Genomic DNA, 19,873 nt, shown 5'->3' with positions numbered 1-19,873 from the left:
TAATTTGATAATCCCGCTTGCCTAATGCAATTCTTTCTCCTATCGTCAACTTGTTTCCGGCTTCAAGGACGTTGCCGTCAAGGGAGTGGTGACAGTCTTCGTAGGCCAAGCGAGGTGGGCAGTAACGGTGCCCTCTGCGCGCCTGGCTTTGTCGTGACACGCTGCCGGAAATACTTCCCCATTTGCGTGAGCTAATGGAGCGAACCCGCACTGAAAAACGGCTTCGTCCGATGGTTCATAAATGTGAACTTAGGGAGGACTCAAAATGCGTGTACACAGAAATTTAATTGGAATTGCATTGGCTACAACGGCCATGACGTTCTCATTGGCGGGGGGTGCTCTGGCCAATGACGATCTTCAGGGTCTGATTTCTGATTCGAAGAACTGGGCTATCCAGACCGGCGATTACGCTAATACGCGATACTCGAAACTCAATAAAATCACTGCGGACAATGTCAAAAACCTTCAGGTCGCCTGGACGTTTTCGACCGGTGTGCTGCGCGGCCATGAAGGAGGCCCGCTCATCGTCGGCGATGTGATGTATGTTCATGCGCCTTTTCCGAACACCGTCTTTGCGCTTGACCTGAACAACGATGGCAAAATCCTCTGGAAGTATGAACCCAAGCAGGACGCAAACGTCATTCCTATCATGTGCTGCGATACCGTTAATCGCGGCGTAGCTTATGGCGACGGCAAGATATTCCTCTATCAGGCCGATACAACGCTCGTTGCACTCGATGCAAAGACAGGTAAACCGGTCTGGTCCGTGAAAAACGCCGAGGCGTCAGACGGCAGCAAGGGCGAATCCGGAACATCCGCGCCAATGGTCGTGAAAGACAAGGTCATCGTCGGTATTTCCGGTGGTGAATTTGGTGTTCGCGGTGCGTTGACCGCTTATGACATCAAGGATGGCAAGCAGGCCTGGCGTGCCTGGTCGATGGGTTCCGACAAGGAAACCTTGATCGATCCGGAAAAGACCACCCAGCTCGGCAAGCCAGTCGGAAAAGACTCCGGCACCAACACCTGGGAAGGTGACCAGTGGAAAACCGGTGGTGGAACGACCTGGGGTTGGTATTCGTATGATCCCAAGCTGAACCTGATCTACTACGGTACCGGCAATCCATCCACCTGGAACCCAAGTCAGCGTCCCGGTGACAACAAGTGGTCCATGACGATCATGGCCCGCGATGCCGATACAGGCATGGCGAAATGGCTCTACCAGATGACCCCGCATGACGAGTGGGATTATGACGGTATCAACGAAATGATCCTTGCGGATGGCATCGAGGTCGATGGCAAGCCGCGTGATGTCCTCGTGCACTTCGATCGCAACGGCTTTGCCTATACGATGGATCGTGCATCCGGCGAACTCCTGGTCGCAAAGAAATACGATCCGGCAGTGAACTGGGCGACGGAAGTCGACATGGACAAGGATAGCAAGACCTACGGCCGGCCGAAGGTCGTGGACAAATACTCGACGCAGGTACAAGGCGAAGACGTCAACACAACGGGTATCTGCCCGGCGGCTCTTGGTACGAAAGATCAGCAGCCGGCTGCCTATTCGCCAAAGACCAAGCTCTTCTATGTTCCAACAAACCACGTCTGCATGGACTACGAGCCCTATAAGGTCAGTTACACCGCCGGTCAGCCTTATGTCGGCGCGACACTGTCCATGTATCCAGCTCCGAACAGCCATGGCGGCATGGGTAACTTCATCGCATGGGATGCGGCAAAGGGTGAGATCGTCTGGTCCAAACCCGAGCAGTTCTCGGTCTGGTCAGGCGCTTTGGCCACCGACGGCGATGTCGTCTTCTACGGAACGCTTGAAGGCTATCTGAAGGCGGTCGATAAGGACGGCAAGGAACTTTACAAGTTCAAGACACCGTCCGGCATCATCGGTAACGTCACCACATACGAACATAAGGGCAAACAATATGTTGCCGTTCTGTCCGGTGTTGGCGGATGGGCTGGTATCGGTCTTGCCGCTGGCTTGACGAAGCCGAATGAAGGCCTCGGTGCGGTGGGCGGTTATGCTGCGCTCTCCGACTACACGGCCTTGGGCGGTCAGTTGACCGTTTTCGCTGTTCCTGAGTAATCGGGAACGAAGCTGACACAGTGAGCCCGCGGATGCAGGCTTTGAATAATGGGAGCCCGGTTTCAACCAGGCCGGGCTTCCCGTGTCACCCGACCCATATCGATGATCAAACAACCGTCCAGGCGGCGCCGCAAGGTGCTGACCCCGAATTGACGAGTTGAATGCGAGGTTCTTGTATGCCTATTCGAATGACATTGCTTGCCGTCACTGCCGGTCTTGCGCTTGTAGCGGGCCTCGGCAGCGCTTACGCCGATGACAAAGCCGCAGCAGCTGTTGCCTCCGACGAAAACGGCAAATATGCCGATAAGGACGGGAATCCCACCTTCAAGATTGACGAGGATGGTACGGTCGACTGGTACACCTATAGCGGGTTTCGCCGGTTCAATTCAGATTGTTTTGTCTGCCACGGCGCGGACGGTGCAGGTTCTTCCTTTGCACCCGCTTTGGCAAATTCGCTGAAAACGATGCCCTATGCCGAGTTCCTGTCGATCGTTGCCGAAGGGCGTAAAAACCTCAGCGCCGGCAAGGAAAACGTCATGCCGGCATTTGGCAACAACAAGAACGTCTACTGTTACATGGACGACCTGTACGTTTATCTGCGTGCCCGGGCCGTTGGCGATCTGCCACGCGGGCGTCCTGCAAAGCATGCGGACAAGCCGCCTGCAGCCAAGGAGGCGGAAGCCTCCTGCATGGGTGGGTAGATGATGCGATATGCGATACCCCTGATATTATGGATTGCCGGCGGCGTCATGGCGGCGGCACTTGCCGTGCCGTCCGGGGTCCTGGCCCAAGGCGCGGGTCTTGGAGCCTCGGGCGAACTGGTCGATCCTGACGTCCTGCGTGTTTGTTCGGATCCTTCCAACATGCCGTTCTCCGATGAGAGCGGCAAGGGGTTCGAAAACAAGCTGGCTGAGCTCGTGGCAGCAAAGACCGGACGTAAATCGGTGGCATATACATGGTTCCCGATGGCGACAGGCTTTGTCCGCAGCACGCTACGGGCAAATCGCTGCGACATTATCATGGGATACGCGCAAGGCGACGAGCTCGTCCAGAACACCAATGCCTATTATCGCTCGACCTATGTGATGATCTACAAGAAGGACAGCGGCCTCGATGGCGTGGATACAATCGAGGACAGCAAGTTGGCGAACAAGAAAATAGGGGTTGTTGCCGGAACGCCGCCGTCAGCAAACCTCGCCAAAGTCGGCTATATGAAAAACGTTCATCCCTATCCCCTGATGGTCGATACAAGGCTCGCGCCTTCGATGGCGGAAGTCATGATCAAGGAACTCAAGAGTGGTGTGATCGACGTTGCGATCCTTTGGGGGCCGATGGCAGGTTATTATGCCAAGGAAATCGATCCGAACCTCACGGTAATTCCTCTGGTCAAGGAAAAGACCGGGCATATGGCATACCGGATCACGATGGGTGTGCGTCCATCCGATCAGGAGTGGAAGCGCACATTGAACAAGGTAATCCGGGAGAACCAGAATCAGATCAACAAGATCCTGCTCGATTTCCAGGTGCCGTTGGTCGACGAGAATAACAAGCCGATCACGCAGTAGTAGTGTGATGGATGAAGCGAGGTGATGAACCGGTGAGGAACTGTTCCTGCGCGTTAGCCGTTTTAATTACCGTACTGGTGACGACGGCTTTCGCGGGTGAAACGGCTCCCGAGCCGGCGGACTACAGGACCGACAACTACAGGGCGCCGGTTCCTGCCACCCTGAAGGGGGCAAAGGTGGTCACCACCGAGGAAACGATCGCCCTATGGAAAGACAAATCGGCGGTGTTCGTCGATGTCCTTCCTCATGATCCCAAGCCGGCAAATCTCCCGGCCGGGACCATCTGGAGGGAAAAAGTCCGGGAGGATATCCCCGGGAGCATATGGCTCGCAAATGTGGGCTACGGAGTCATAAACAAGGAGACGGAAGCCTATTTTCGCAAGGGGCTGAAATCTCGGTTGGGTGACGATACGAAACGAAAGGTGCTTTTTTACTGTATGGCGAACTGCTGGATGTCATGGAATGCGGCCAAACGAGCTGTTGAATGGGGATATGAATCGGTACTTTGGTATCCTCACGGTACGGATGGCTGGACCGCGGCGAAGCAGCCAACACAGAAAAATGAGCCCTTTTAATTTCAATCTTGCGCCATATCGGCGTATGATGAGGAGAAAGATCAATCTTTGATCTTTGAGTAGAAGGAGGAAAGCATGAAGAAAACATGGACAAAGCCTACCATGTGTCAGGTTGCTGCCGGTATGGAACTTTCACGTTACCTGCCTGCAGAACTCAAGGCAAAAAAGTAAGATCTGACCCATCGCCCTGCGCGATCTGATCGCGTAGGGCGGCACCTTGTGGTTGTTCGGCCGGAAGCTGGTTTCCGGAAGGAGAGGGTTTGTGCCCGCATGCGATTGACAGTCATCGGCTCCGCAGCAGGAGGCGGGTTTCCCCAGTGGAATTGCAATTATCGATTGAGCCGTGGGGCGCGGAATGGCGAGGCCAATTTCCGTGGGAGAACCCAGTCCAGCCTCGCCGCCAGCGCGAACGGGCGTGATTGGGTTTTGTTCAACGCATCGCCTGACATTCGCCAGCAAATAGCGGTAACGCCCGAACTGCAGCCGCGAACCGATGGACCGCTGCGCTCAACGCCCATCCGCGCCGTCATCCTGACCAATGCCGATGTCGATCATATTGCCGGGCTGCTCAGCCTGCGTGAGCGCGAACCCTTCGCGATTTATGCAACACGGCGGGTTCTCGACGTGCTCGAATCCAATTCGATCTTCAACGTCCTTGACCGGGAAATAGTCCCCAGGCGCGAGCTCCCCGTGGGCGAGATCACGGATATTCATGACGCCCAGGGAAATCGCGTCGGCATAACTGTCGAAACTTTTGCTGTGCCGGGTAAGGTTGCGCTGTTTCTCGAAGATAAATCGAAGGCGAGTGAAGGGTTTGGCACCAAGGAAGGGGATACGATCGGCCTGCGCATCGTGTCGAATGCTGGTGCGACGGCTTTCTATATTCCTGGCTGCGCCGGTATCGACGCCCCTCTCAGAGAACGCTTGTCAGGTGCCGATTGCCTGTTCTTCGATGGCACAGTCTATACCGATGACGAGATGATCACGGCAGGCGTGGGTACGAAAACCGGCGCACGAATGGGCCATATGTACATTTCGGGCGAGGGCGGTTCGCTGGCCGCCCTGGCGGATCTTGGCATCAGGAAACGGATCTACGTGCACATCAACAATACCAACCCCATTCTCGACGCGGCATCGGCTGAGCATGCGGCAGTTGTCGCGGCGGGCTGGAAAATAGCGTTCGACGGCATGGAGGTCAGGCTTTGAGCAAATTCGGCAATGCGGCGCGAGACGGATTGTCACCGGCTGATCTGGAAAGAGTTCTGCGAGAGGTCGGTGCGGAACGCTATCACAATCGTCACCCTTACCACCATCAGATGGTCAACGGAACTTTGACCAAGGGTCAGATGCAGGCTTGGGCGCTCAATCGCTATTGCTATCAGTCGGTCATTCCGCGCAAGGACGCGATGATCCTTGCAAGGTCCGAAGATCCCGAATTTCGTGCGGAATGGCGCAAGCGGATCGAGGATCATGATGGCGACGACGGCTGGAGCGGCGGCATCGCGCGCTGGCTGAAGCTTGCCACGGGTCTCGGCCTCGATGCAGATGATGTCAAAAGCGAAAAGCTGGCGCTGCCGGGCACGCGTTTTGCCGTTGGCGCCTATCTTTCCTTTTGCACCAACCGCACCCTGCTTGAGGCCGTCGCGTCGTCACTCACCGAGCTTTTCTCGCCGGTGATCATCAACGAGCGCGTTCCGGCCATGCTGGCGAAATATGATTATGTAACGCCTGACATCCTGGCCTATTTTGACAAGCGGCCGACACAGGCGTCACGCGATTCCGATTTCGCACTGGCCTATGTGATGAAACATGCCGATACGCCGGAAAAACAGCAGGCCGTCATCGACGCGCTCATTTTCAAATGCGATGTGCTCTGGGCAATGCTCGATGCGTTGGCGCATGCTTACGGAGAAAAGGGCAATATCCCGCCCGGCGCTTTCGATCCGGAGGCGGCATGACTCAGGCAAGTCGCGTCCGTGCGGTTGTTTCCATGCAATCACGACCCATATTAAAGTCTCATGCACGGCTGCAGTATGATACGGTGCGCGAGGCATGGGCGCTGCTGTCGCCGGAACGGGTGTTCTGGCCGAATGAAGTGAGCCTCGATATTTTGAGGCTGTGTGATGGCCGCCACAGCGTTGCGCAGATGATTGCATTGCTGGCGGACCAGTATGCAGCGGATGAAGCCCAGATCGCGCCGGATGTAACCGGCTTTCTGCAGGAATGGTCCGACAAGTTTCTGGTGACGTTATGAACGAACCTGTCCTACCCCCGATCGGCATGCTGGCGGAATTGACGCATCGCTGCCCGCTGCAGTGTGCCTATTGCTCCAATCCGGTCGAGTTGTTGAAAGCCAACCGGGAAATGGATACGGCAGGCTGGCTCTCGCTGTTCGAGCAGGCGGCGGACCTTGGCGTTCTGCAGGTACATCTTTCTGGCGGTGAGCCAACGCTTCGCTCTGATCTCGGAGAACTTATTGCATGTCTGGCACGGCGCGGTGTCTATACCAATCTCATCACGGCGGGCGTTGGCATCGCCGATGGCCGGATTGAAGCCTGGGCCGAGGCCGGACTTGATCATATACAGCTGAGTTTCCAGGGCGCATTTGCTGCCACCACCGAGAAGATCGGCAATTCGCGCGGCGCCCATGAAAAGAAGCTAGAAACGGCACGCCGTGTTCGCGCGGCAGGTCTGCCGTTGACGATCAATGCGCCGATCCATCGCCACAACATGGAAGAAGTGCCGGATTTCATCGAACTCGCGCTCTCTCTTGGTGCCGAACGGCTGGAGATCGCCAATGTGCAATATGCGGGCTGGGCTCTGCTCAACCGCAAGGCGCTCATGCCGGAACGCGAAGCGGTCGAGCGGCAGGTGCAGATCGTCGAGGAGGCGCAGGAACGGCTGCGCGGCATCATGACGATAGACTTCGTCACGCCCGATTATTTTGCCATTTATCCGAAACCCTGCATGGGCGGCTGGGCGCGCGATGCCTTCATGGTAGCGCCCGATGGAACCGTGCTTCCATGCCACGCTGCCGGCACGATCAAGTCTCTGCATTTCGAGCGTTTCGGCGACTGGAGCCTCAGCCGTATCTGGCATGAATCCTCGGCATTCAATGCGTTTCGCGGAACAAGCTGGATGCAGGAACCATGCCGCAGCTGCGAGCGCCAGGAGATCGATTGGGGCGGCTGCCGCTGTCAGGCCATGGCAATCGCCGGCGATGCGGCTGCTACTGACCCGGCCTGCATCAAATCCCCGCTGCATGCGCGCATGGGCGCGCTGATCAACGAGGCAATCAGCACAAAGACGGCCGACACAACACCGGACGCCTTCACCTATCGCCGCATTGGCAGATCGGTCGAACTCGACCCAACTTCAGCATAGGCACTGTGCGTGGTTCGACAAGCTACGATCAAGGTTTGACGATCGATTGCTGGATTGTCTTTGACAGACCGTACAGGCGTTGCTCGATAATCGTCGGCACTTCGCAGACATAGGTCAGCGACTGCACCCGCTCCTCGAATATGCGGGTTTCCCAGGTCAGCCTTTCATTCAACCTGTCCAGTTCTTCCGGATCGTGATCGGGTTTGGCGCGCATCGCATCTACCGTCGAGGCTTCCTTGCGCAGGTCCTCCGCCATGTCGCGTTGCTTGTCGGCGTAGCGCGAGATACCGGATATCACCTGCTCACGCTCGCGATTCAAGGTGTCGAATACACCCTGGAAAAGCATGAACATCTTGTCGTTAAGCTGCTCCTTCGGCAGACTCCCGGCAAACTCCACGACCTGCTTTTGTGCGACGTCGAGCGGGTTGCGGCGCGCGGCGAGGTCGCCAACGAGATCATCAATCTTCGGATCGGCATCCCAGTTTTTGGCCGCCTCCGGAATGTCCGGGCCATTCCACACCTGACCGATCGAAAGTTCCGGTACCTTGCGCTGTACGCAGGGCCAGCTCGGATCATTGTTCGCCGCGGCAAGAGCAGCACCGCCGGAACATAGCAGGAGAAGGCCAGCCGACGCCGCGAAGAATACCTCTGACCGTTTCAATTATTGCCTCCCTCTTGTTTCTTGATGACGAGACCGCGCGAGGGGTCGTAGGCGATGATTGCGCCCGCAATGAAAACAATGGTGAACCCGCAGACGACGGCCAGCGAGGTCCACTCGATCTGTCCATAGAATGCGAAGCGCACCAGTTCGACTGCATAGGTAAACGGATTGAGCAGGCAGATCTTGTAGAGCAGGGGACTTGCCTCCTGCACGCGCCACAGCGGATAAAGCGCCGATGAGGCAAAATACATCGGGAAGATCACGAAGTTCATGATGCCGGCGAAGTTTTCCAGCTGCTTGATCAGGGATGACAAAAGCATTCCAAGCGCGCCCAGCATCATGCCCGACAGGAACAGCGCCGGCAGTGTCAGCAGATACCCGGACGGCGGCGCCTTGACGCCCCAGAACCAGGCGATGAACAGGAAGGCGTAGACCTGAATGATGGAAACGGCAACGCCGGCCAAAAGCTTCGACACCAGCAGGAACCAGCGCGGAAATGGGCTGACGAGCAGCGTGCGCATATTGCCCATTTCCCTGTCGTAGACCATGGAAAGAGATGATTGCATGCCGCTGAACAGGAGGATCATGCCGCACAGGCCGGGTGTGATATAGACCTCGTAAAGCACATAGGTCTGATACGGCGGGATAATCGAGACGCCGAGCACCTGCCTGAACCCCGCCGCAAAGATGAATAGCCACAGCAGTGGCCGCACCAGCGAAGAGATGAAACGCTCGCGCTGGTTAAGATAGCGCAGGCCTTCGCGGATGAGAATACCTTTCAGGCAAACGAGATAGTTCATCACGCCGAAGCGGCTGCATCCGATGGGGACGCGGCTGGCAATATCCGTCATAGCCGGTTCCCCGCATTCAATGCATATATCCCGGTAAGGCGAGAGAACGCTTCGTTGATCGTCTCCGCCCCGGCGTTCTTGACCACGTCATGCACGGGGCCATTGGCGACGAGCTTGCCCTGGTTAAGGACAATGACCTGATCCGCATGACTGACCTCATCGATCAGATGCGTCGCCCACAGGACGCTGATCCCCTTCTCCTCCACCAGCTTACGGATATCGGCAAGGATGGTGGCGCGCGATTTGATATCGAGGCCGACGGTCGCTTCATCGAGCAGCAGCAGCGACGGTTCGTGCAGCAGCGCACGCACGATTTCGACGCGACGGATTTGCCCGCCCGAGAGACTGCGGGCTTTCTCATGCAGCCGGTCGCTCATGTCGATGGATTGCATCAGATCGTGAATGCGCCGGTTGGCTTCACGTGCGCGGATGCCATGCAGCGATGCATGGTAGGAGAGGTTCTGATGTACCGAAAGATCGAGATCGAGCGTGCGCGTCTGGAAAACAATGCCGAGCCGCCGCAGCGCGTCACCCGGCCGCCGGTCGATGTCATGGCCGAACACATGGATGCGGCCATGCCTTGTTGCGAACAGATGGCTGATCAGGGAGAACAGCGTCGTCTTGCCGGCACCGTTCAGGCCGAGCAGCACGGCAAAGCGCCCAGGCGCTATGGAGAACGTGACATTTTCCAGCGCCTGACGCTTGCCATAGGCATAGCTCACCGATGCGAGATCAAGCGCCGGAAGATTTGCTTCCGGCATTGATTTGTCATTGATGTTCTTCAGTTCGGCATTTGTACCCATCAAGCTCCACCCTTGGTACACGCTCTTGTAACCATACAGAAACCTGACGGCTATTTGATGGTGATCGTACCCTTCATTCCCTTGTCTGCAAGGTCTGGCACGGACCATGTGTATTTGCCGGGCCGCACCGCCGTGAATTGTACATTGATCGTCCCCGGCGAGTCGAATTCGAGCCAGGCCGGCCCGCCATTCATATGCACTTCAAGATCGTTGATGACGATCTGGTTCATCCAGACATTGCGGAAAAGATCGGTGACGAATTTGTATTCAAGTCCGGCCGCGGACGTGATCTTCCAGCGATAGCCCTGTCCGGCAACCAGTTCGAAATCCTTCTGGTTGACCGTGAATTCATCCTCTTTCGAACCGAGAATAAGCTCCGGCACATTCTTGCTGCCGCGCGTGATCGCCGGCGGTTTTGCCTGCATCGCCGCTTTCGGCTCCGGTGCTGCCTTGGCATCGTCATCATCGTCAGCCTGGGCAAAGGCAAAGGATTGAGCCAGCCCGATGCTGAGAACTGCGGCCAGTGCGAGCGTCTTGTATGTTGTCATATAGTCCTCCCTAGTTTGTCAGAAATGCTTTCAATTCGGCGATATCGCGACGCCCCATGGAAGTTGCCCCACGGTGACGGATTTGATCGGCTCATCGGTTTCCGTGTCGATGAATGTGATGTCGTTCGATAACCCGTTCGTGCTGATGATCTGCTTGCCGTCCGGCATGAATGCGAGCTGCCATACCCGCTGGCCGACGAGCACGTATTTTTCGACCTCGTAGGTTTCGGTGTTGACCACGGCGACGCGGTTCGCAGGCCCGAGCGCCACATAGGCTTTCTTGCCATCGGCGGTGATACGGACGCCCACAGGCTGGATCTGTTCGGAGCGCAATCCCTGGATTTCGAAGGTGATCTTGTGGGTCACCGCGCGGGTCTTGTTGTCGATGACCGATACCGTGCCGCCGATTTCAGCGGAAACCCAGACTTCGGAACCATCGGGTTTGAACTCGGCAAAGCGCGGGCGCGAATCCACGAGCACATTGTCGGTGATTTCATGCGTCGACGTATCGATGAAATGCGCCATGCTCGTTGTTTCGGACGTATTGACGATGGTCTTGCCGTCCGGGCTCACACCCATACCTTCCGGCTCGACGCCCACCGGTATCTCGGCAACCACGCCTTTCGTATTGACGTCGATCACCGTGACGAGGTTGTCGTCCTCATTGGCGACATAGAGCGTCTGCCCGTCGGGCGACAGGACGAAGAGCTCGGGGTCTGGCCCTGATGGCAGCGATCCCACGACTTCATTCGTCGCGGTATCGATCATCTCGACCGTGTCGTCATCGCTGGCGCAGACGTAGATAATCTTCCCATCGGGCGAGATGGTTATGCCGCGCGGCCTTTGTCCGACGTTGATCGTCTTGACCACCTCCATGGTCTTTGAATCGACCACGGTCACAGTGTTGTCCTTCTCATTCGAGACATAGACCAGATTGGCCCAGGCTGGCTGTGCAAGAAATGGCAGCGCTACGGTCGCAGCGAGGATGTATCGTCGTCGCATTTTGGTCCTCCCAATACATTGTTCTTAATCAAGCTTGCACTTGGTTTCCGGCCTGTCCACGCCCAGCGTATCGAGCTCCGAGAACTGATGCAGGAAACCTTCCTGCGGCGAAGTGGAAACGACGCCGTGACCATCGCCGATCAGGATCGGCTGGCGCAGCTGCCAGTTCCAGTTGCGGAAACTGAGTTTTTGCCCTTTGAAGGCTGCTATGGAAAAGTCGTCTGCCTTGATGAAGGTCTCGACCTGCTTGGGGTCGTTTCCCTTTGACCGCGTGATTGCCTCTCCCAATATCCGCACTGCAGTCCAAGCCTGCATGTCCTTCGACAGCATCCGCCGTCCCGTCGCCTTGTCGAAACGGTTCTGAATCTGTGATCCGCCCCATTGTTCGCTGGCGGGGTGCCAGCTTGAGGGAACCAGTCCGGCCGTTCCCGCAACCGGCCGCGGCGTCCAGGTTCGGTAAGGCACGTAGCTGCCGAAAACCTCGCTCTCGTCGGCGACGATGACCACATCGTGTTCCGGCAGGTTCTGGGTGAATACCGGCATCTGCTTTTGCACCTGGATGACACCGGTGTCAGTCCTGCGCGCGGTGCCCTTGTCCTCGTAAAGCCGCTCTTCGACGATCGTTGCGCCGAAACGTGTGGCTGCGCGGCGGATCGCATCGGCATAGAGCTTGTCGCGGTCGTGCGAGCCATAGAGCAGCACCCATTTGCGCCATTGTTTCCAGACGAGGTATTGCGCCAGACCGTCGGCGAGCATGCTTCGCGTCGGCGCCGTGTGGAAGACGTTCGCGCGGCATTCCTCCTCGCGCAGGCTGTCATCCGTGGCGCCCACATTGAAAAGGAGGACGCCGCTATCCTTGGCGAGATCGGCAATCGACAACAATTGCTTGGCGGAAACGTCGGTCAGGACGAACTTGTCGCCGCGGGCGAGCATTTCCTTGAACACGGGCACTACGTCGGCGTCGAATTTCGTCTCGGTCACATCCAGCACAAAACTCTGGCCCAGAAATTTGCCGGTCGTATTGTTGTCGTTGATGGCGACATTGGCGCCGGCCACGCCCTCGTCGCGGGGCGGTATATCGAGTACGGATAGTGCCAGTTGCGGCTCGTAGGCGCGAAGATAGCCAATGCGCGTTTCAACCACCGGTTTTGCAGGCTTATTCGTCGCAGCCTGCTGTGCCGATACTCCGGACACGTTGACGAAGAGCAAAAAAAAGCCGAATAAAACGGAGAGAGTGTTTGGCACCGTACTCTTCATGATCATACCATTCAGACTAGCCGCCATTCACGTAATGGCGGTCGCTTAAGAACAGAGGTGCCCATAGTGTTTTTAAACAACCCCGCCATAATCTCAACCCTAGGTGTCAACTTTTCTTTGACACCAGGCAAGATTTCCAATCTGTCTCGGGGGCTGTGCAAATGACACAGATGCTGGCAAGCGTTCAGAACGTACAGGAAGCGGAAATTGTCTTCCAGAATGGTGCGGATATCATCGATCTGAAGGACCCGGCGAGCGGTGCACTTGGCGCGGTTGCACCGTCCAAGCTTATGGAAGTTATCGATTTTATTGCGGGAAGGCGGCCCGTCAGTGCCGCTTGCGGCGATGTTCCCATGGAACCTGAAGTCGTTCGCACAAAGGTTGAGGAATTCGCCGCAACCGGCGTGGACTATATCAAGATCGGGCTCTTCGCGTCAGGCAATTTAGCCGGCTGTCTGGAAGCGCTGAAGCCGCTTGCCTCACACAAAAAATTGATTGCAGTGCTTTTCGCCGACTACCGCAACACCTACAGCGAAAATCTGTTTGCGCAGCTCTCGTCCGCCGGATTCCACGGCGTGATGATTGACACGGCAGACAAGTCGAAAGGCCGGTTGCTCGACCACATGACTCCTGACCAGATCGGCAAATTCATCAAGGATGGCCAGTCGCACGAATTGAAGGTTGGCGTTGCCGGCTCGCTCGAAGCGCCGGATATCCCGCGTCTGTTGGCCTATGCGCCGGATTTTCTCGGTTTCCGCGGTGCGCTGTGTTCAGGTCTTGATCGCACCGCACCGATCGATGCGCAGGCAACGGCGAAGATTCGCGGTCTGATACCCGAGGCACTCGAGGCAAGCGCGCCTCCCGGTGTCGACTACAAGTTGCTCGCCGCGCGCGGTTACTTCCCCGACCCGGCGGAGGCCGGGCTTGGTACCGACAAGATCTTCGTCCGTGACTTCGTTTTGCCCGTTCACATCGGCGCCTACAGTTTCGAGCATGGCAAGGCGCAGAAGGTGCGTTTCGATGTGTCGGCCGATGTTTTGCGGGTGACGCGCAACCCGGAAGACATGCGCCACGTCGTTTCCTACGATCTCATCATGGATGGTATTCGCGCCATCGTCGCGCGCGGCCATATCGAGCTTGCCGAAACGCTGGCAGAGCAGGTCGCGGCTTTCGTTCTGGAAAATCCGCGGGTGACCCGCGTTGTCGTGCGGGCCGAAAAGCTGGAGCTTGGACCTGGCGGTGTCGGTGTAGAGATTGAGCGGAAAAACGATGTGAAGAATTCATCGGCCAAGCCCCGGCCGATCCACGTCCAAGGAGGCCGGAAATCCTCATGAAGCCTCTTGTCGTCAAGCTTGGAGGCAGCACGGCGGGCCATGCGGAAATGCAGCGCTGGATCGACCTTCTGGCGAGCGCAACCTTTCCGCTGGTTATCGTGCCGGGCGGCGGTCCTTTCGCCGATCAGGTGCGGATTTCGCAGAAGCGTCTCGGATACTCTGACGATGCGGCGCATGCGATGGCCATCCTTGCCATGGACCAGTTCGGCATCGCCATTGCCGAGCGGCATCCGCAATTGCGGGTGGCGCGGTCAATATTGCAGATCGGCGAGGTGTTGGACGCCGGCGCAACGCCGGTCTGGCTTCCGTCATCGATGACCTTGGATGCAGCGGATATACCGCCATCGTGGCAGATCACATCGGACAGCTTGGGTGCCTGGTTGGTCCGGCAATTGTGCACCGACGACTTGCTGCTGGTCAAGCAGACCGACGAATACACACGTTACGCAAGCGTGCAGGAACTTGCCGCCGCCGGCATCGTCGATAGCATGCTGCCGGACATGCTGGGCGAGGGCACAAGCCTCCATGTCGCCGGTTCCGGGATATTGGCCACGCTCGATTTGCCCTTGGCATCAATCCCGGGACGCAGGATCATACGGCACAGACAGACCGAAGCCATGGGTGCGCAATGACGAGACTGCATACGCCGCGCTGGGCCTGGGCACTGACCGGTTCGGGCCATTTCTTTGTGGAAAGTTTCGAGCTGATCCGCACGCTCGAGCACTGCGATGTTTTCGTCTCGAAGGCTGCGAACGAAGTCCTGCGCATGTACAAGCTCAAGCTGGATTTTCCCGAAACGACACGCGTGTTGCACGACAAGACGGCGAGTTCAGTGCCGATTGGCGGGTTTTACACCGGCGTCTACCACACGGCTGTGATCGCGCCGGCCACATCCAACACTGTGGCGAAGTGCGTCGCCGGGATTTCGGATTCACTACCCACCAATGTCTATGCGCAGGCGGGGAAGTGCCTTGTGCCGTCCATCGTCTTTGCCTGCGATACGGCGCCCGAACTCGAGACCATGGCGCCCAGCGGCATGGTCAAGGTCTATCCGCGCCCGATCGATCTGGAAAACACCGCGCGGCTCAAGACCTATGAACGAACCAGGGTCGTCGAGTCGCTGGCCGAACTCATTGAAACGATCACCGCTCGGCAGAAGGTGATCTCCGGCGATGGCTGAGCGCCTGCTATTCCTGACAGGGCATCTTGCCCGTGCGCGGCTGGAGAGGATCCTCGCCGATCTCGGTAAGACAACGTTTACCTACGAGATTGTCGATATCGGCGTGAAGGTCGCGGCGCTGATGACCGAGGAGATCATTGCACGCCGCCTGAAGCAGCCGATATCCGCCGATCGCGTTATCCTGCCCGGCCGCTATCGCGGAGATCTCGACAGCTTGAGCCAGCGTTTCGGCATTCCATTCGTCCGCGGTCCCGATGAAGTCGCCGATCTTCCTGTCTTTCTCGGGCGTGTCGGCAAGCCCATCGATCTTTCCAGGCACGACATGCGAATCTTTGCCGAAATCGTTGATGCTTCGGCGCTGTCGCTCGATGCGCTCATGCAGCGTGCAATGCATCTTGCCGCTGCCGGTGCCGATGTCATCGATCTTGGCTGCCTGCCGGAAACCCCGTTTCCGCATCTGGCCGATGCCGTTCGTGCCCTGAAAGATCAAGGACTGAAAGTCAGTGTCGACTCGGCCAATCTCGACGAGCTCGAAACCGGTGCTGCGGCCGGTGCGGACTATCTCCTGAGCCTCACCGAACATACCATCGGTCTTGCCATCAAATATGGCGTCACGCCCATTCTCATTCCTTCGAACCCGGGCGATCTGGATTCGCTTGGCCGCGCCATTGTTGCAGCTCAAGCTGCGAATATCGCCTTCATCGCCGATCCGGTGCTTGACCCGATCCATTTCGGCTTTTCGGTCTCGCTCGGACGGTTTCTTGAAGCGCGCAGCCGCTGGCCGGATATCCCGATGATGATGGGGACCGGCAATCTCACCGAACTCACCGACGCCGACAGTTCCGGTGTCACCGCACTGCTGGCGGGCATCTGCTCCGAGCTCGCGATCGGCAATGTGCTTGTCGTCAATGTCAGCCCGCATACGATCCGCACGGTCGAGGAGCACGACAGCGCGCGCCGCACCATGTTTGCCGCCAGAGAGGATCATGCCCTGCCACGCGGCTACGATGCCGGTCTGCTGCAGGCGCACGATCGCAAGCCTTATCCGAACAGCGTCGAGGATATTGCCGCGCTCGCCGCCGAGGTGCGCGATGCCAATTTCCGTGTCATGACCGCACCGGATGGTGTGCACATCTTCAACGGCCAGAGCCACAGGATCGCGCAGGACGCATTTGAACTTTTCCCCGGACTCGGCGTTGAGAGTGACGGCGCGCACGCGTTTTATCTCGGTGCAGAGCTGACCAAGGCGGAAATCGCCTGGAAACTCGGCAAGCGCTATACGCAGGACGAGCCACTCTCCTGGGGCGCGGCTGTACCGGGCAAACAGGAGGACCGGTTGCGGCTGGCGGAGGCAGGGCACACTTTGAAAGCGAAAAAGGACAGGGCGCCGTGACCTATATCAGGGAAACCATCGTCACTACTGTCGACACCAAGGGCGTCGCGCACATTGCGCCGCTCGGTATAATACAGCACGAGGATGGCTGGATGATCGCGCCGTTCCGGCCGTCGAAGACGCTTGAAAATCTCGCCGCCATTCCGTTCGCGATTGCCAATTATACCGATGACATGCTGATCTTCGCCGGCTGTCTGACCGGCCGTAAGGACTGGCCGACCGTTGCGGTAAAAAACTGCCCGGTGCCACGATTGCAGGCAGCGCTCAGTCATTCGGTGCTCAAGGTCGTCTCCGTCGATGAGGACGCCATGCGCCCGCGCCACTTTTGCAAGGTGGTTTCCGAGGCGACGCACGCCCCGTTTACCGGGCTGAACCGTGCCAAGGCCGCCGTGCTTGAACTTGCAATCCTCGTCAGCCGCCTTTCAATGCTGCCAGCGGAAAAGGTGGAGGCGGAGATCGCCTATCTCGCAATCGCTATCGAGAAAACCGCCGGACCCGATGAACATCAGGCATGGTCCTGGTTGATGGAGAAGGTCAAGGATCATCGCGACGCTGCCGACGCGAAAGGCAAGGAAGCCGTGCATCATCATGACAGGCTCTAGGCGGGCAACGTACTGAACGGATTCTGATACTTGACGCCGAGCGGTCTGAAGTCTCGTTCGTTGATCGTGAGCACGGTCAAATCATTTTTTTGTCCGGTTGCCGCAATCGCAATATCCTCAAAGCCCGGGCTGATGCCGGCCGCACGCGCTATTGTCATCAGATGTCCGGTGATCCTTGCGGTATCGAGGTCAAGCGGCAGAATACGGTTCCCGTAGTAATGACGGATTTCCCCCCACCACTCTTCGAGGTGTTGCGATTTTCGTGTGGCGCCTTTGCGGGCGGCATTCGCTATTCCATCTTCGATTTCCGCGGCCGTGATGACTGATAGCCACAGGTCCGCCGAACGGCTAACGATCCATTCGACGACTTTCTCGTCAGCTTCGGTCCTGCGGACTGCTGGTGCAAGCAAGCTGACAACATTCGTGTCAAGTAGATACACGATCAGAAAGCTGAACGGCGCAAAGCCTTCGCAGGCTTACGTTCGGGTAGGTCGCCCTTTTCCAAAGGTGAATTGGTAAGCAGCCAGCCAAGCGAAGGGACTCGGCTCAACCGTTCATATTCGCTATAACTGATGATCACAGCCTCTCGCTTGCCGTGACGTGTAATGACGGCGGTTTCGCCGGCAACAGCATCGTCGATGACATGTGAAAACGTTGCCTTGGCATCCTTCAGCTGAATCTCTTTCATCAGGATATGCTCCAATATGACCTTAGTAGTCATATATAGAGGAAAAATGCGCCGTGACAAGGGTCCCGCAGGCCTAGGCGCCAGTTTGCTGATCCAGGTACCCAAGCAACGCGACGGCCGCCGCCGGCGCTGCCTTGCTGGCATCGTCGCGAGCGTCTTCGATGGCAGGAATCAACGAACCGAAATCGACGTAAGGGCGATCCATGCGTTTCGCCAATTGCCTGATTTGCGGCCGTCCGATGCCCGCTCCTATGACCGGCGCAGCGTGATCCAGTTTGCGTGCCACCCGGAAAGCGCCGTCATGGATCATGCGCAGCTGATGTTCGCTGAACCAGCGCGCGATATCGATCCATTCGTGCTCTTCAAGATCGCCGCTGTCGCGCCCGACCATACGCGCCATGCGTTGAATGGAACCGGCAACGGTCTTTGGCAGCCGGTCCGCCGAGGGATATTTGTCATCCGCCTCGTCCAGCGTGCCGAGAATGCGGCCGAGATCGGCAGTATTGGCGAAATATTCGTTCATCAATGGCGTCATGTGCCCACGCACCGGAACGAGTGCCGCAATGCCGATAAGCGCGGAACGGGCAAACCCCGTATAGACCAGTTCGCCGGTCAAAAGCCGCTCGGCATCGGAATATCCATCATTGACCAGCATGCCATCCCTGAACGCAAGAATGTCCGTCGTCGTCGAACCCATGTCGACAAACAGGCCTGTGCCCGTCAGCTTCGCACTCAGGCTTGCGGTGGCGTGCCAGTTGGCGGAAGCGATATCGCTGCCAAGACCGCGCGCCGTGCTGAGGTCGCAAAAGCCCGACCGGCCCGCATATATCAGCGTGTTCCCGGCTCCGAATTCCTCTTCGATGAAATCCAGAAGTGCGGCAATACCGACGTCGCGCGAGGCAAATGTATCGGACAACTCGCCGGTCATCGTGAAGACATTGATGTTGCCTTCGCTTCGCAGTGGAGCGATTTCCCGCAATGCCTCGCGCGTCTGCTCCAGCCCAAGCCACAGCGATGTCTTGAAGATTTTCGCCGAGATGATCTCGCCATCCCGGCACTGCGCCATCTTGAGATGAGCGCCGCCGATATCCCAGCCGGTAATCAGGGGCTTTCCTTCGTTGGCAAATCGGGATTTCATGGCTGCATCATTCCGTAAGGTTTACCAGTGCATATCATTCCGGTACTCGACATAAAAGATGGTCTCGTGGTGCGCGCGCGCCTGGGCGATCGCGATTCCTACCGGCCCATCGAAACACCGCTTAGCCCAACCGCCGATATACTCGATGTCGCGACTGGCTTGCGCAAAGTCTATCCCTTTTCGGCTTTCTATGTCGCTGATCTCGACAGGATTCAAAGGCGCTCTTCGGCAGGAAGCGCATTGGAACAATTGAAGCCTTTACTCACCAAATCCGACGTCTGGCTCGACGCCGGATTTGCCGATCACCACACAATTGAGCAAGCTCTGGCCACAGACGGCATACTGCCGGTGCTGGGTTCCGAATCCCAGGCCGACAATTTTTTGCTTGAGCATTTTCGCGAGGATCCACGTCTCGTTCTCTCGCTGGATTTCCGGATCGACGCGTTCCTTGGTCCCCCATCAATTCTTGAAAACGCCAGCAACTGGCCATCGCGCATCATCGTCATGACGCTTGGCCGCATCGGGGCCAATTCCGGTCCGGATTTCGAACGGCTGACAGAGATCAAGCGCCGCGCTGGCAACCGTATGGTAATAGCCGCCGGCGGGGTGCGCGATGCGCACGATCTCGAGCAGTTGCAAGCTATCGGCATCTCGGCGGCACTCGTGGCAACGGCGCTGCATAGTGGTGCGCTGGCACCCGAGACGGTCTCGTCTCTGATGCAGAATGAAAACCGGGGTTGAAGCAGTGGAAGAAGGGGTGTCCCCCTTCTTCATGTCTAGAAGCCCAGACTTTTTGC

The 19,873-nt window shown here is 57.6% G+C and carries 24 protein-coding genes; 15 read left to right on the top strand and 9 right to left on the bottom strand.

The window, feature by feature from the left end:
• Window positions 1-313: 313 nt before the first annotated feature.
• The 9 genes from xoxF5 to pqqE all read left to right on the top strand — a co-directional run bounded on the left by xoxF5 (window position 314) and on the right by pqqE (window position 7,619).
• Window positions 314-2,095 carry a lanthanide-dependent methanol dehydrogenase XoxF5 gene (xoxF5, locus tag C7476_RS21925; RefSeq protein WP_181872557.1) on the top strand — a complete coding sequence of 594 codons (1,782 nt, stop codon included), beginning with the start codon at window positions 314-316 and terminating at the stop codon, window positions 2,093-2,095.
• Between the two features lie 176 nt (window positions 2,096-2,271).
• Window positions 2,272-2,796 carry a c-type cytochrome, methanol metabolism-related gene (locus tag C7476_RS21920; protein ID WP_114431978.1) on the top strand — a complete coding sequence of 175 codons (525 nt, stop codon included), beginning with the start codon at window positions 2,272-2,274 and terminating at the stop codon, window positions 2,794-2,796.
• The gene (locus C7476_RS21915) at window positions 2,797-3,660 is read left to right on the top strand and encodes a substrate-binding domain-containing protein (protein ID WP_425374020.1); all 864 of its coding nucleotides are present in this window, start codon (window positions 2,797-2,799) and stop codon (window positions 3,658-3,660) included. It begins immediately after the preceding gene.
• Between the two features lie 11 nt (window positions 3,661-3,671).
• A complete protein-coding gene (locus C7476_RS21910) occupies window positions 3,672-4,235 on the top strand; it encodes a PQQ-dependent catabolism-associated CXXCW motif protein (RefSeq protein WP_114431977.1) in 564 nt (187 codons plus the stop codon).
• A gap of 75 nt (window positions 4,236-4,310) precedes the next feature.
• Window positions 4,311-4,406: a pyrroloquinoline quinone precursor peptide PqqA gene (locus C7476_RS21905; protein ID WP_100002498.1), complete on the top strand. Its 96-nt coding sequence runs from the start codon at window positions 4,311-4,313 to the stop codon at window positions 4,404-4,406.
• Window positions 4,407-4,505: 99 nt separating this feature from the next.
• Window positions 4,506-5,441 carry a pyrroloquinoline quinone biosynthesis protein PqqB gene (gene pqqB / locus C7476_RS21900; RefSeq protein WP_114431976.1) on the top strand — a complete coding sequence of 312 codons (936 nt, stop codon included), beginning with the start codon at window positions 4,506-4,508 and terminating at the stop codon, window positions 5,439-5,441.
• Window positions 5,438-6,193, top strand: a complete 756-nt coding sequence (gene pqqC / locus C7476_RS21895) for a pyrroloquinoline-quinone synthase PqqC (RefSeq protein WP_114431975.1) — start codon at window positions 5,438-5,440, stop codon at window positions 6,191-6,193. The genes pqqB and pqqC overlap by 4 nt, the downstream gene beginning before the upstream one ends.
• Complete coding sequence (gene pqqD, locus C7476_RS21890; protein WP_114431974.1) at window positions 6,190-6,489, top strand: pyrroloquinoline quinone biosynthesis peptide chaperone PqqD; 300 nt, start codon at window positions 6,190-6,192, stop codon at window positions 6,487-6,489. The genes pqqC and pqqD overlap by 4 nt, the downstream gene beginning before the upstream one ends.
• Window positions 6,486-7,619: a pyrroloquinoline quinone biosynthesis protein PqqE gene (gene pqqE, locus C7476_RS21885; protein WP_114431973.1), complete on the top strand. Its 1,134-nt coding sequence runs from the start codon at window positions 6,486-6,488 to the stop codon at window positions 7,617-7,619. The genes pqqD and pqqE overlap by 4 nt, the downstream gene beginning before the upstream one ends.
• A gap of 28 nt (window positions 7,620-7,647) precedes the next feature.
• Here pqqE and C7476_RS21880 read toward each other — a convergent pair whose 3' ends face one another.
• From C7476_RS21880 to C7476_RS21855, 6 genes are read right to left on the bottom strand one after another with little or no spacing between them, the layout of a single operon-like run.
• On the bottom strand, window positions 7,648-8,280 hold the full coding sequence (locus C7476_RS21880) for a hypothetical protein (RefSeq protein WP_114431972.1): 633 nt from the start codon (window positions 8,278-8,280) through the stop codon (window positions 7,648-7,650).
• Entirely contained in the window at window positions 8,277-9,131 is an 855-nt protein-coding gene (locus C7476_RS21875) for an ABC transporter permease (protein ID WP_114431971.1), read from the bottom strand. The genes C7476_RS21880 and C7476_RS21875 overlap by 4 nt, the downstream gene beginning before the upstream one ends.
• Window positions 9,128-9,934 (bottom strand): ATP-binding cassette domain-containing protein, encoded by an 807-nt coding sequence (locus C7476_RS21870; protein ID WP_181872555.1) that lies wholly within the window; start codon window positions 9,932-9,934, stop codon window positions 9,128-9,130. Before C7476_RS21870 ends, C7476_RS21875 begins: the two co-directional genes overlap by 4 nt.
• 50 nt (window positions 9,935-9,984) lie before the next feature.
• Entirely contained in the window at window positions 9,985-10,482 is a 498-nt protein-coding gene (locus C7476_RS21865; RefSeq protein ID WP_114431970.1) for a cupredoxin domain-containing protein, read from the bottom strand.
• A gap of 30 nt (window positions 10,483-10,512) precedes the next feature.
• Complete coding sequence (locus C7476_RS21860) at window positions 10,513-11,484, bottom strand: YVTN family beta-propeller repeat protein (protein ID WP_114431969.1); 972 nt, start codon at window positions 11,482-11,484, stop codon at window positions 10,513-10,515.
• Between the two features lie 24 nt (window positions 11,485-11,508).
• Entirely contained in the window at window positions 11,509-12,741 is a 1,233-nt protein-coding gene (locus C7476_RS21855; RefSeq protein ID WP_114432021.1) for an ABC transporter substrate-binding protein, read from the bottom strand.
• A 161-nt stretch (window positions 12,742-12,902) separates the two neighbouring features.
• Between C7476_RS21855 and C7476_RS21850 the strand changes: the two genes are divergently transcribed.
• The 5 genes from C7476_RS21850 to C7476_RS21830 are packed head-to-tail and all read left to right on the top strand — an operon-like array spanning window position 12,903 to window position 17,250.
• The gene (locus C7476_RS21850) at window positions 12,903-14,075 is read left to right on the top strand and encodes a (5-formylfuran-3-yl)methyl phosphate synthase (RefSeq protein ID WP_114431968.1); all 1,173 of its coding nucleotides are present in this window, start codon (window positions 12,903-12,905) and stop codon (window positions 14,073-14,075) included.
• Window positions 14,072-14,707 carry an amino acid kinase family protein gene (locus tag C7476_RS21845; protein ID WP_114431967.1) on the top strand — a complete coding sequence of 212 codons (636 nt, stop codon included), beginning with the start codon at window positions 14,072-14,074 and terminating at the stop codon, window positions 14,705-14,707. Before C7476_RS21850 ends, C7476_RS21845 begins: the two co-directional genes overlap by 4 nt.
• Window positions 14,704-15,255 (top strand): flavoprotein, encoded by a 552-nt coding sequence (locus C7476_RS21840; RefSeq protein ID WP_114431966.1) that lies wholly within the window; start codon window positions 14,704-14,706, stop codon window positions 15,253-15,255. Before C7476_RS21845 ends, C7476_RS21840 begins: the two co-directional genes overlap by 4 nt.
• The gene (locus tag C7476_RS21835; protein WP_114431965.1) at window positions 15,248-16,648 is read left to right on the top strand and encodes a DUF6513 domain-containing protein; all 1,401 of its coding nucleotides are present in this window, start codon (window positions 15,248-15,250) and stop codon (window positions 16,646-16,648) included. Before C7476_RS21840 ends, C7476_RS21835 begins: the two co-directional genes overlap by 8 nt.
• On the top strand, window positions 16,645-17,250 hold the full coding sequence (locus C7476_RS21830; RefSeq protein WP_114431964.1) for a DUF447 domain-containing protein: 606 nt from the start codon (window positions 16,645-16,647) through the stop codon (window positions 17,248-17,250). The genes C7476_RS21835 and C7476_RS21830 overlap by 4 nt, the downstream gene beginning before the upstream one ends.
• On the opposite strand, the gene C7476_RS21825 is transcribed toward C7476_RS21830, so the two are convergent.
• The 3 genes from C7476_RS21825 to C7476_RS21815 all read right to left on the bottom strand — a co-directional run bounded on the left by C7476_RS21825 (window position 17,247) and on the right by C7476_RS21815 (window position 19,076).
• Window positions 17,247-17,690, bottom strand: a complete 444-nt coding sequence (locus C7476_RS21825; RefSeq protein WP_114431963.1) for a type II toxin-antitoxin system VapC family toxin — start codon at window positions 17,688-17,690, stop codon at window positions 17,247-17,249. The two genes, C7476_RS21830 and C7476_RS21825, sit on opposite strands and share 4 nt — an antisense overlap.
• A 2-nt stretch (window positions 17,691-17,692) precedes the next feature.
• A complete protein-coding gene (locus C7476_RS21820) occupies window positions 17,693-17,938 on the bottom strand; it encodes a type II toxin-antitoxin system Phd/YefM family antitoxin (RefSeq protein ID WP_181872554.1) in 246 nt (81 codons plus the stop codon).
• Window positions 17,939-18,011: 73 nt separating this feature from the next.
• On the bottom strand, window positions 18,012-19,076 hold the full coding sequence (locus C7476_RS21815) for a hydantoinase/oxoprolinase family protein (protein WP_114431962.1): 1,065 nt from the start codon (window positions 19,074-19,076) through the stop codon (window positions 18,012-18,014).
• Between the two features lie 27 nt (window positions 19,077-19,103).
• Here C7476_RS21815 and C7476_RS21810 point away from each other — a divergent pair, with 27 nt between their 5' ends.
• Entirely contained in the window at window positions 19,104-19,817 is a 714-nt protein-coding gene (locus tag C7476_RS21810) for a HisA/HisF-related TIM barrel protein (RefSeq protein ID WP_114431961.1), read from the top strand.
• The last annotated feature ends 56 nt before the right edge of the window (window positions 19,818-19,873 follow it).

The organism is Phyllobacterium bourgognense (assembly GCF_003337575.1).
Lineage (GTDB): Bacteria > Pseudomonadota > Alphaproteobacteria > Rhizobiales > Rhizobiaceae > Phyllobacterium > Phyllobacterium bourgognense.
This window is presented reverse-complemented; position numbering and strand designations above follow the sequence as displayed.